The organism is Streptomyces sp. McG3 (assembly GCF_018619185.1).
In the GTDB taxonomy this organism is placed as follows: domain Bacteria; phylum Actinomycetota; class Actinomycetes; order Streptomycetales; family Streptomycetaceae; genus Streptomyces.
Genome location: NZ_JAAXYC010000260.1, coordinates 1 through 11,628, shown reverse-complemented (window position 1 = coordinate 11,628; position 11,628 = coordinate 1). Strand labels below are relative to the sequence as shown.

The following is an 11,628-nucleotide window of genomic DNA, read 5'->3' as shown; positions in this document are numbered from 1 at the left end:
CAGCTCGTCCTCCCCTCCCCTCGTCCCCCCACACTCCGAAGGGCTGGCAGCCATGTCAGTACGAAGAATTCGCGCGTCCGTCGTCACTCTCGCGCTCGCCGCCGTGGCCACGCTCGGCATCGCGGGACCGGCCTCCGCGACCGACTCGGCCGCCGCCGGCGGCTATGCGGCGCTCGGCGACTCCTACTCCTCGGGGGTCGGCGCCGGAAGCTACCTCTCCGACAGCGGGGACTGCCGACGCAGCACCAACGCCTACCCGTATCTGTGGCAGGCGGCGAACTCTCCCGCCTCGTTCGACTTCGTCGCCTGTTCGGGAGCGACCACCTCGTCCGTGGTCAGCACTCAGCTCGGCGTGCTCAGCGCCTCCACCTCCCTGGTCAGCGTCACCGCCGGAGGCAATGACGTCGGGTTCGCCGACGTCATGCAGGACTGCGTGCTGTCCAACGAGGCCGCCTGCATCAACAGCGTGAACAACGCCGTCTCGCAGATGAACAGCTCCCTGCCCGGCAGCCTCGACGCGCTCTACGACGGCATCCGGGCCCGCGCCCCGCAGGCCCAGGTCGTGGTTCTCGGCTACCCGCGCTTCTACCAGCTGTCCGGCAGCTGCATCGCCGGGCTCTCCGAGGCCGAGCGGACCGCGATCAACAACGCGTCGGACGTGCTGAACGACGTCCTCGCCAAGCGGTCCGCCGACGCCGGGTTCACCTTCTCCAGCGTGGTGGACGAATTCACCGGGCACGAGCTGTGCTCCGGGGACGCCTGGCTCCACAGCGTCACGGTCCCGATCTACAACTCGTACCACCCCAAGGCCGCGGGGCAGTCGGGCGGCTATCTGCCCGCCTTCCGCTCCGCGGTGTAGTTCGCGCGGACAACTCCTCGTACGGAACGGCGGTTCACCGGGTGATCGGTGGGCCGCCGTTCTCAGTAGCGCTCGACCAGGTGCTCGCGGCCGGCCGGAGGCTCGTACGACTCGGGCCAGAAGTCCGTCACGCCGGTGATCAGCCCCTTCTCGTCGAACGTGAAGAAGTGGATGGCGTCCATCTCCAGCGGTGCCTCACCCGCCTGATCCCCTGTCACCGTGAACCCGGTCCGGGCGGCGGCCTGCCGGCCCTCCGCGTCGACGACGATCCGCTCGACCCGCACGTGCCAGTCGCCCGGAAACTCCTCGTTGAACCGGAGATACCGCTCCTTGCCGAGGATCCGCTCCCGCGTCTGCGGCAGTTCGTACACCACGCCCTCGGCGAGGGTCGCCCCGAACGCGGTCCAGTCGCGCGCCTCGGCCGACGACCAGTACGCCTCGACCGCCCCGCGCAGCGCGGCCGTCGTCGTCCCGGGAGCCGTACCCGGCATGGTGCCGAAAGCCTTGCCGGGCCTGGCTCCGCCCGCCGTTCCACCAGTCGTGTCGGTCATGGAAACGAGTGTGTACCCCACCACTGACAATCGGCCGGAGGAGCCCCGAGGGGCGGTGCCGACCTGCGGTTATCCCTGACACTCCGCAGGGCGCGACGCCTTGATCGAGTACATCAGCGGGATCCTCGGCCGGTCCGCCGGGAAGCGGTAGTGGCCGTCCGCGTGACGTTCCAGGGTGCCGAACCGCTGGACGAGCGTGGAATCGTGCTCATGGAGGAACTCGATCCGCAGACCGGCCCCGGCGAGGGCCGTCACCACCCGGCCCACCGGGTGCTGCCACTCGACGCTGCGGTTGTGCACGGTCGGCGCGTCGAGGTCGGCGTACGTGCCCGGCGTCTCGTCCACCCAGGCGTCGCGGCTGAAGTAGTCGTCGGTGACGACCGAACCGGTCTCGTCCATCGAGTCGGTCAGCGGATGGAACTCCGCGAGGTAGAGGAGACCGCCGGGCGCGACCAGCGAGGCGGCGGTCTCGGCCCAGCGGTCGAGGTCGGGCAGCCAGCCCAGCGCGCCGATGCCCGTGTAGACGATGTCGTACGCGGAATCGGGGACGGCGACCGGCGCGTCGTACACGTCGGCCGCGACGAACGACGCGCGCTCCGGGCCCAGTTCCAGCGATCTCGCCAGGCCCCGGGCGGTCTCGACGGCGGGCTCGGAGAAGTCGAGGCCGACGACCTGCGCGGCGCCGCGCCGCGCCCAGGAGAGGGTGTCCAGGCCGAAGTGGCACTGGAGGTGCAGCAGGGTCTTCCCGGTGACGTCGCCGACCTCGGCCAGCTCGAAGGCGCGCAGCACGTCCTTGCCCGCCAGGAACGCGTCCAGCTCGTAGTAGTCGCTCGCCGCGTGGATCGGCACGCGTTCGTCCCAGCGCGCGCGGTTGGTGGCGTGCCAGTCGTCCGGGGTCGGGGAATACATGCCCGGAAAGCTACCCATGGGGTGGGAGTGGTGCGAGTGGATATTCGGTGGTTCCCCACCCCGGGAGGTGTTCCTCCACCCCGGAAGGAGGTTCCCCACCCCGGAAGTGCCCTTCGTTTCCCCTTCTCTTTCGTCCGGGCTCGCGGCCCCGGCACCAAACAGAATCCCGTTACGGGCCCGGCCCCCGGATCGGGTTGGATGGAGGCATGACCACTGATGCAGCAGCTGTGCCCGACTGGGAGAAGCGGTTCCGTGCGCCTCGCGTCTCCCTGCCCGACTGGGCCGAGGACGCCCCCGACCGCGCGCTGTTCGTCTCCAACGCCACCGGGACCTACGAGCTGTACGCGTGGGACCGGGCGAGCGGGCGGCAGCGCCAGGTCACGGACCGGCCGAACGGCACGACGGACGGCGTGCTGACGCCGGACGGCGAAGCCGTCTGGTGGTTCAGCGACACCGACGGCGACGAGTTCGGCGTGTGGATGCGCCAGCCGTTCGACGGCGGGGAGGACGAGCCGGCCGCCCCTGGTCTCGCTGCCTCCTACCCGGCGGGCCTGGCCATCGGGCGGGACGGTTCGGCGGTGATCGGCCGCTCGACCGACGACGACGGCACGACGATCCACCTGGTGCGGACGCCGGGCGCCGAACCCGTGGAGATCTACCGGCACCGGGAGTCCGCGGGGGTCGGGGACCTCTCCCACGACGGGACCCTGATCGCGCTGGAGCACACCGAGCACGGCGACGCGATGCACTCGGCGCTGCGCGTGGTGCGCCCCGACGGCTCCACGGTGGCCGAGCTGGACGACACCGAGGGCGGCACGAAGGAACTGGGCCTCGCCGTACTGGGCTTCGCCCCGGTGGCCGGTGACACCCGGCTCCTCGTCGGACATCAGCGCCGGGGCCGCTGGGAGCCGATGATCTGGGACCCGGTCGCGGGCACGGAGACCGCGCTGCCGGTCGACCTGCCGGGCGACGTGGGGGCCGAGTGGTATCCGGACGGCTCCGCGCTGCTCATCGAGCACGGCTTCGAGGCCCGCAGTGAGCTGTGGCGGTACGAGCCGGGGGCCCCGGCTCCCGTGCGCGTGGAGACCCCCGCGGGCACCGTGTCGGGCGCCACGGCCCGCCCGGACGGCACGGTGGAGTACCTGTGGTCCTCGGCCGAGCGGCCGCCCGTGGTGCGGTCGACGAGCGGTGCGGTGGTCCTGGACCCGCCGGGCGCGAAGGCCCCGCCGTCGGTGCCCGTCGAGGACGCCTGGGTGGAGGGGCCGGGCGGCCGTATCCACGCCCTCGTGCAGAAGCCCGCCACCGGTGAGGGTCCCTTCCCCACGATCTTCGAGATCCACGGCGGGCCGACCTGGCACGACAGCGACGCCTTCGCCTCCGGCCCCGCCGCCTGGGTGGACCACGGCTTCGCGGTCGTCCGGGTCAACTACCGGGGCTCCACCGGCTACGGCCGCGCCTGGACGGACGCGCTGAAGCACCGGGTCGGCCTGATCGAGCTGGAGGACATCGGCGCCGTACGGGAGTGGGCGGTGACGTCGGGGCTCGCGGACCCGGAGCGGCTGGTCCTGGCGGGCGGGTCCTGGGGCGGCTATCTGACCCTGCTCGGGCTCGGCACCCAGCCCGACTCCTGGACGCTGGGCCTGGCGGCCGTGCCGGTCGCGGACTACGTCGCGGCCTACCACGACGAGATGGAGGCCCTGAAAGCGATGGACCGCACGCTGCTGGGCGGCACGCCGGAGGAGGTTCCCGAGCGCTTCGAGGCCTCGTCCCCGCTGACGTACGTCGACGCGGTGCGCGCCCCCCTCTACATCTCGGCGGGCGTCAACGATCCGCGCTGCCCCATCCGTCAGGTGGAGAACTACGTGGACCGGCTGGCGGCGCGCGGCGCGGTCCACGAGGTGTACCGGTACGACGCCGGGCACGGCTCGCTGGTGGTGGAGGAGCGGATCAAGCAGGTGCGGCTGGAGTTGGAGTTCGCCCTCAAGCACCTCGGAGGAGGCCCCGTCCTCGCCTCCCCGGCCCCCGGTACGGGCGTAAAGGCCGAATAAATCACGGACCCCGCTCCGGGAGTCCGGGGCGGGGAACCGTACCTTGGAGGGGTGTACCGGTTCCTGCTGACCCCGCGATGGTGGGGGATCAACCTCTTCGTCGTGCTGGCCATCCCGTTCTGCGTGTTCATGGGCACCTGGCAGCTCGGCCGCTTCGAGGACCGCGTGCAGTCGCACGAACAGGCGGAGAAGCAGCCCGATCCCAGCACCCGGGCCGCGAAACCCCTGGACGAGCTGCTGCCCGTCGACAAGGTGACGTCGGGCCGCCCGGCCGTCGCCACCGGCACGTACGCCGACCAGTTCCTGGTGCCCGGCCGCGAGCTGGACGACCGTCGGGGCTTCTACGTCCTGAACATGCTGCGTACGGACAGCGGCAAGGCCCTGCCGGTGGTACGGGGCTGGCTGCCCGGTTCCGCGAGCGGCGCCCGGGTGCCCGCCGCGCCGGAGGGCGAGGTCACGGTGACCGGCGACCTCCAGGCCTCCGAGAACGCCCGCAGCAAGGGCGTGGACGTCCGGGGCGGGCTGCCCGGGGGCCAGGTCGGCATGATCAGCGCCGCGACCCTGGTGAACCTCGTGCCGTACGACGTGTACGACGCCTGGGTGACGCTTCCCGAGGCCGAGGCAGGCGGCACGGGCGGTGCGATGAAGCCGGTGCCCGCAGCGGCCCCCGAGGGCAGTGGCCTCGATCTGAAGGCCTTCCAGAACCTGGGGTACACGGGCGAGTGGTTCGTCTTCGCCGGCTTCGTGCTCTTCATGTGGTTCCGGCTGGTGCGCCGCGAGGCGGAGGCCGTACGCGACATCGCGCTCGGCCTCGTACCGGAGGACCCCGCCGCGGCTCCGGAGGCCCCGGCCGCTCCGGGGGCACAGGAGGCACCGGACGACCCGTCAGCCCCTGGGGCCGCTGATGCGGCTCGGAAGGCCCCGGTGGCCCCGTAGGGCCCGTCGGTCGCCGGACTCACGACGTGGCGAGCACGCCCGTGCGGTAGATGGTGCCCGAGCAGGCGTTGGGGATCTTCGTCTCCGCGGTGGGCGCTCCCGTCTCCGGGGTGTGCGTCACGGCGACGCTGCCCTCCGCCGCGCCCCCGTCCTCCTTCAGCGCCTGGGTGTCGACGCCCGAGGGCTGATCGGTGCCCCCCTCGCCGACCGATCCTCCGGCCCCGTCCCCCGACGGGGTCGGGCTCGGTGACGGGCCCACGGTCGGACAGGTTTCGGCCGGCACCCAGGCGAACCGCACCTCGTACGCCATGGCCGGCTTCAACAGCACCGTGCCCGGCTCCTGCGAGGGGTCGGGCAGCCCGGGGGCCGCGTCGCCCGCGGCGTGCTGGACCACACCGATCTTGAGCGGGTCGGCCGCGCCCATGGCGGTGAAGCCCACCGTGCCGTTGCTGCTGACCGTGCAGTCCGTGCCGGACACGTTGGCGATCCTGAAGCTGCCGTAGACCGTGCCGTCGGCTCCCGGTGCGTCGGTGCCCGCGGACGCGACGCCGAGCTGACTCGGGTCGCAGACCGGCAGGGAGGCGAAGTCCGCGCTCGGGGAGTCGGTCTCCTCGCCCGTCACCGCGCCGTCGGGGTCGCTGCCCTCGCCCCGGGTGGGGCTGGGGTCCGGGTCGGCCTCGCCGGCGCTGCCCTCGCTCTCCCGCTCGGTGGGCTGCACGGTCCGCCGGCCGGGCGCCTCGGGGCCGGTCTCGTCCCCGTTGCCGCCCTGGGCCTGCTCGCCGTGTCCGGCGATGGCGGGGCGGGCGGCGGACGGGCCGTCCGAGGTCGCGACGTGGACGAAGGCGGGGACGGCGGTGCCGATCAGCAGGGCCGCCGCGGCCGCCCCGACGACGGCCTGCCGTCGCCTGGCCCTGCGGGCGGGGACAGCGCGGTGGAGGTGGTCGAGGGTCCCCTCGGAGGGCGCCAGCTCCCGCACCGCACCGTGCAGCATGCGGCGCAGGGCCACCTCGTCCAGCTCTTCGGAGGCGGGGGCGCCCCGGTCACGGGCGAAGAGGTCGGTCAGCGTGCCGACGAGGTCGTCGTCGTCCGGCGCCCCGGAGGCCTTACCGGAGGCGGAGGCGGGCGCTCCGGGCGCCTCGCCGGAACCGGAGGCCAGGATCCTGCTCATACCGCCGGCAGGGGTCTCGCTCGTGCCGTCGGCGGGGGTCTCGCTCGTGCCGTCGGCGGGGGTCTCGCTCGTGCCGTCGGCGCCCGCGGAGGGCTCCGTACCCGCGTCCGCCGCGGTCTCCGTATCCCCATCCCCCGCGTCCGCCGCGGCTTCCGCCGTCCCCGGGTCCTGCTCGTCGGGGTCCTCGGCGGCCTCGTTGTCCACCCGCGCGGGTGGCGCCGGTTCCGGGGTGTCACCCGGCTCGGGCCCCGTGCTCCCGTCGTGCGGGCGGTCCGGATCGGTGTGCGGAGTCTTCTCCGGCCCGTGGTTCACAATTCCGTTTCCCGTCGGGTCATTCTCGTGCCTGTGCTCGTCGCGCTGCTCGGGCCCGCTCATGCCTGGGCCTCCATCACGACGCGCAGCGCCGCGATACCCCGGGAACCGTACGCCTTGACCGAGCCCAGCGAGACACCCAGCGTCTCGGCGACCTGGGCCTCCGTCATGTCCGCGAAGTAGCGCAGCACCAGCACCTCGCGCTGGCGTCGCTGCAGCCCCTTCATGGCCTTGATCAGCGCGTCCCGCTCCAGCTGGTCGTAGGCGCCCTCCTCCGCGCTCGCCATGTCCGGCATCGGCTTGGAGAGCAGCTTCAGCCCGAGGATGCGGCGACGCAGCGCGGAGCGAGAGAGGTTGACGACCGTCTGCCGGAGATAGGCGAGGGTCTTCTCCGGTTCGCGGACCCGGTTCCGCGCGGAGTGCACGCGGATGAACGCCTCCTGCACCACGTCCTCGCAGGACGCGGTGTCGTCCAGCAGCAGGGCCGCGAGGCCGAGCAGGGAGCGGTAATGGGCGCGATAGGTCTCGGTGAGATGGTCGACCGTGGTTCCCGCTGCCACCGTCTCTTCAACGTCCCCGCGCTGCGAGGGCAATTGTGCCGGGCGCGCGGCGGGCATGGGCGCGATCACCGGCATGCCGCCGGGCGCACGGGGCCGCCGGAGCGGACGCACCGACGCGCCTCGCAACGGGCCCACCACTGTGATGTCGAGAACCTCTGCCACGCCTGTTGGACACGCTGCCCCCCGTCAGGGTTGTACGCGTACGGCGTCACGTTCGACGCTGTGCGACATGCCCTCATACGTACCTGCTCTTCCCCAAATGCCCCGTCATAGCGTCTGGCCACGCAAGAAGTGACCGCATAGACGCAGCCCGACCAAGATGCGGTTGCAGATGGCCGGGAGATCATCGTCGGATACGACAACGTCCCAGCTCAAGAGGTTCAGACCAGCAAATTGCTCATAGGGCGTTCACAGATCCTACAAAACAGGTTCGATCATGCCCGGGGAAATTCGGCGGCGACCGATTCGGCGATCTGCGCCACGTTCAAAGCCGCACCTTTTCGGAGATTGTCACCGCAAAGGAACATTTCCAGGGCATGCGGATCGTCCATCGAACGCCGGACGCGGCCCACCCAGGTGGGGTCGGTGCCCACCACATCGGACGGAGTGGGGAAATCTCCGGACGCGGGGCTGTCGAAGAGGACCACGCCGGGGGCGGTCGCCAGGATCTCGTGCGCCTTGCCCACGGCGACCTCGTTCTCGAAGCGGGCGTGGACGGACATCGAGTGCGTGGCGATCACCGGGACGTAGACACAGGTCGCGGTGGTCTTCAGATCCGGCAGGCCCAGCACCTTGCGGCACTCCTCGCGGATGGCGATCTCCTCGGAGGACCAGCCGTCGCCGGCGTCCGTACCGGCCCAGGGCACGACGTTCAGGGCGACGGGTGCGGCGAACGGGCTCCCCGTGGCCTCCGTACTGTCCCCCAGGGCCCGGCGTACGTCCCCGGGCTGGGTGCCCAGCTCCGTGCCGGCCACCAGCGCCAGTTGCTCGCGCAGGGCGGCGACGCCGTCGCGGCCGGCGCCGCTGACCGCCTGGTAGGAGGAGACGATCAGCTCGCGCAGTCCGAACTCGGCGTGCAGCGCGCCGATCGCGACGATCAGCGACAGCGTGGTGCAGTTCGGGGACGCGACGATGCCGCGCGGCCGGAGCCGGGCGGCATGGGGGTTGATCTCCGGGACGACCAGCGGCACGTCGTCGTCGAGCCGGAAGGCGGCCGAGTCGTCGATGACGACGACGCCCTTGGCGGCGGCGATCGGGGCCCAGCGGGCGGACACCTCGTCCGGCACCAGGAAGAGGGCCACGTCGATGCCGTCGAACACGTCCTCGGCGAGCGCGAGGACCTCGCTCTCCTCACCGCGCACGACCAGTTTGCGGCCGGCCGAGCGCGGTGAGGCGACGAGTCTGACCTCGCCCCAGACGTCCGCGTGCTGCGAGAGGATCCGGAGCATGACACCGCCGATCGCCCCGGTCGCGCCGACGACCGCGAGCGAAGGGCGGTGTCCGGTCATCGGCCGGTGCCTCCGTAGACGACGGCCTCGTCGGAATCGCTGTCGAGACCGAAGGCGGTGTGCACGGCGCGCACGGCCTCGTTGACGTCGTCGGCCCGGGTGACCACCGAGATGCGGATCTCGGATGTCGAGATCAGCTCGATGTTCACGCCCGCGTCGGCCAGCGCCTCGAAGAATCCGGCCGTGACGCCCGGGTTGGTCTTCATACCGGCGCCGACCAGGGAGATCTTCGCGATCTGGTCGTCGTAGCGGAGCGAGTCGAAGCCGATGGAGCTCCTGGTCCGTTCCAGGGCGTCGATGGCCTTGCGGCCCTCGGCCTTGGGCAGGGTGAAGGAGATGTCCGTCAGGCCGGTCGACGCGGCGGAGACGTTCTGCACCACCATGTCGATGTTGACCTCGGCGTTCGCGATGGCGCGGAAGATCGCGGCCGCCTCGCCGGGCTTGTCCGGGACGCCGACGACGGTGACCTTGGCCTCCGAGACGTCATGGGCGACTCCGGAGATGATCGCGTGCTCCACCTGCTGGTCCCCTTGCGGCTCGTTGCTGACCCAGGTGCCGCGCAGTCCGGAGAAGGACGAGCGGACGTGGATCGGGATGTTGTAACGGCGTGCGTACTCGACGCAGCGGTGCAGCAGCACCTTGGAGCCGGACGCGGCCAGCTCCAGCATGTCCTCGAAGGAGATCCAGTCGATCTTCTTCGCCTTCTTCACGACCCGGGGGTCCGCGGTGAAGACGCCGTCGACGTCGGTGTAGATCTCACAGACCTCGGCGTCCAGCGCGGCGGCCAGCGCGACGGCGGTCGTGTCCGACCCGCCGCGGCCGAGGGTCGTGATGTTCTTGCCCTCCTGGCTCACGCCCTGGAACCCGGCGACGATGGCGATGTTGCCCTCGTCGATCGAGGTCCGGATGCGGCCCGGAGTGACGTCGATGATGCGCGCTTTGTTGTGGACCGAGTCGGTGATGACACCGGCCTGGCTGCCCGTGAACGACTGGGCCTCGTGGCCCAGGTTTTTGATCGCCATCGCCAGCAGGGCCATGGAGATCCGCTCGCCGGCGGTCAGCAGCATGTCGAATTCACGGCCGGTAGGCATCGGAGACACCTGCTCGGCGAGGTCTATCAACTCGTCCGTCGTGTCGCCCATCGCGGACACCACGACAACCACCTGGTTGCCGTTCTTCTTGGCGTCGACGACTCGCTTGGCGACCCGCTTGATGCCCTCGGCATCGGCTACGGAGGAGCCTCCGTACTTCTGCACGACAAGGCCCACGTGCGCTCCTCGCTCAGTCATTACTGCGGTCGGCTCAGTTTAACGAGCGGTCCGGAATAGACCCGCCCATATCGGATGGTGAGATGTCCCGCTCACCAACCGGTACGGCGTGTCGCCCCGAACCGCTCGTACGGGGCTGTTGCCCGCCCAGCCCGGGAGCACTCCCGTTTGTGTCCCAGCCCACACGATCGTGCGCACCCCAGCTCACACGATCCGGCGCGGGCGGGCGAGCCGGGAGGGTCAGTCGGCGTACAGCTCCTCGAACGCCTCCACGGACATCTCGGGCCCACCCGGCACGGACCCGCTCATCGGCGCGGCCTCGGGGCCGGGAGGACCGGGCGGACGGTGGCGGAGCGGAGTTCGGCCATGCGGGCGGCGACGTCGACCTCGGCGCGCGGGCGGGCCCGGAAGGTGTCGGGGACGTCGCCGGTCAGGCCCATCGCCTCGTCGCGGGCGATCTCGGCGTGGCAGTCGCGGCACACGCCGTGGTCCAGCGTGGTCGTCGTCTCGTCCTCATCGCAGAAGAGGCACATCATCACGATGCCCACGATCTGCTCGCCCGGGTGGTCCTTCTCCAGCTGGGGGGCAGGGCTCGGCGGCATCTTGGTCTCCAGTCGTTTACGCAGGAGGGGTCCGGCGGAGTGCACGGACGCCGGCAGGCCCGAGGTCAGGGCCTGGGTGATCTGTTCGCGGCCGACGCCGCGCGCCAGCCACTCCCCGACCAGGTGTTCCAGCTCCACACAGTCGCCCTCGGAAAGCTGGAGCCGGGGCTCGCGACGGCCGAGCCCGGCGAGGACGGCGTACGCCTCCGAGCGCGGGGCGCGCGCACCGGGCTCGGGCTCCTCGGGCGTTTTCCCGGCGGCGGGCGCCGAGGGCTGGCCGGGCGCGTCCATGCCCCGGACGAACCGCACATGGGCGGCCCACCAGTCGGCGTCGCGCGCGGTCCGGGAGAAGTACGTACGCGTCACCCAGCGCATCTGGCCGTCGGGCAGGGCGACCTGGACCTTGACGCGCCGCAGGTGTCCGGACCGGGTCAGCAGGTCGAGCGCACTGCGGCACGCCTGCTGCCCGTAGTCCGGCAGCTCCTCGGCGAGCACCTTGTAGCCGATCGCCGCGCCTTCGGGGAGCCGGTCGACGTACGCGGCGATGGCCGCCTCACGCGGCTCCAGACCGGCGAAGTCGTCGGCGCGGGGCGGAGATTGGTCGGGGGCGTGACGCTTTCCGTACCCGGCTTTCGCCATGGGGTGGGCGGCGGGTGCGCGCAGGGCGGCACTAAGGTTGGCGGTAGCCATGGGGATCGTCTTTCTAAGGGGATCGATCTCTTACGGTCAGACCCCGGTCGGTGTTGGTAGCACCACCGGGGTTGTCCGTTTTACGGATAGTGGGTTGCTGATCGTGAACCTAGAGCGTGCGTACGCTCCGGCGCAACCTGATCACATAACGTCACGCATGGTCGGATTCGTGCAGCCCGGAACCCCGCCGGAACCTCGTTCCAGCGGGGAGGGAGGG

10 protein-coding genes are annotated in these 11,628 nt (G+C 71.4%); 3 read left to right on the top strand and 7 right to left on the bottom strand.

Going from position 1 to position 11,628, the window contains the following annotated elements; genetic code table 11:
* Nucleotides 1-52: 52 nt before the first annotated feature.
* On the top strand, nucleotides 53-859 hold the full coding sequence (locus tag HET64_RS30050; RefSeq protein WP_215110299.1) for an SGNH/GDSL hydrolase family protein: 807 nt from the start codon (nucleotides 53-55) through the stop codon (nucleotides 857-859).
* 62 nt (nucleotides 860-921) lie between these two features.
* On the opposite strand, the gene HET64_RS30045 is transcribed toward HET64_RS30050, so the two are convergent.
* Nucleotides 922-1,350, bottom strand: coding sequence for a nuclear transport factor 2 family protein (locus HET64_RS30045; protein WP_215110301.1), 429 nt, complete (start codon nucleotides 1,348-1,350; stop codon nucleotides 922-924).
* Between the two features lie 129 nt (nucleotides 1,351-1,479).
* Nucleotides 1,480-2,319 carry a bifunctional 2-polyprenyl-6-hydroxyphenol methylase/3-demethylubiquinol 3-O-methyltransferase UbiG gene (locus HET64_RS30040; protein WP_215110298.1) on the bottom strand — a complete coding sequence of 280 codons (840 nt, stop codon included), beginning with the start codon at nucleotides 2,317-2,319 and terminating at the stop codon, nucleotides 1,480-1,482.
* Between the two features lie 206 nt (nucleotides 2,320-2,525).
* On the opposite strand from HET64_RS30040, the gene HET64_RS30035 reads away from it, so the two are divergent.
* Together HET64_RS30035 and HET64_RS30030 are read left to right on the top strand one after the other, a co-directional pair.
* Nucleotides 2,526-4,367: a prolyl oligopeptidase family serine peptidase gene (locus HET64_RS30035; RefSeq protein WP_215110297.1), complete on the top strand. Its 1,842-nt coding sequence runs from the start codon at nucleotides 2,526-2,528 to the stop codon at nucleotides 4,365-4,367.
* 51 nt (nucleotides 4,368-4,418) lie between these two features.
* Nucleotides 4,419-5,303 carry an SURF1 family protein gene (locus HET64_RS30030; protein ID WP_215110296.1) on the top strand — a complete coding sequence of 295 codons (885 nt, stop codon included), beginning with the start codon at nucleotides 4,419-4,421 and terminating at the stop codon, nucleotides 5,301-5,303.
* Between the two features lie 19 nt (nucleotides 5,304-5,322).
* On the opposite strand, the gene HET64_RS30025 is transcribed toward HET64_RS30030, so the two are convergent.
* From HET64_RS30025 to HET64_RS30005, 5 genes are all read right to left on the bottom strand, one after another.
* Entirely contained in the window at nucleotides 5,323-6,846 is a 1,524-nt protein-coding gene (locus HET64_RS30025) for a hypothetical protein (RefSeq protein ID WP_215110295.1), read from the bottom strand.
* Complete coding sequence (locus HET64_RS30020) at nucleotides 6,843-7,505, bottom strand: SigE family RNA polymerase sigma factor (protein WP_215110294.1); 663 nt, start codon at nucleotides 7,503-7,505, stop codon at nucleotides 6,843-6,845. The genes HET64_RS30025 and HET64_RS30020 overlap by 4 nt, the downstream gene beginning before the upstream one ends.
* Before the next feature lie 272 nt (nucleotides 7,506-7,777).
* Nucleotides 7,778-8,851, bottom strand: coding sequence for an aspartate-semialdehyde dehydrogenase (locus HET64_RS30015; protein WP_215110293.1), 1,074 nt, complete (start codon nucleotides 8,849-8,851; stop codon nucleotides 7,778-7,780).
* Complete coding sequence (locus tag HET64_RS30010; protein ID WP_215110292.1) at nucleotides 8,848-10,119, bottom strand: aspartate kinase; 1,272 nt, start codon at nucleotides 10,117-10,119, stop codon at nucleotides 8,848-8,850. Before HET64_RS30010 ends, HET64_RS30015 begins: the two co-directional genes overlap by 4 nt.
* Before the next feature lie 305 nt (nucleotides 10,120-10,424).
* A complete protein-coding gene (locus HET64_RS30005; protein ID WP_251146072.1) occupies nucleotides 10,425-11,411 on the bottom strand; it encodes a hypothetical protein in 987 nt (328 codons plus the stop codon).
* Nucleotides 11,412-11,628 lie beyond the last annotated feature (217 nt).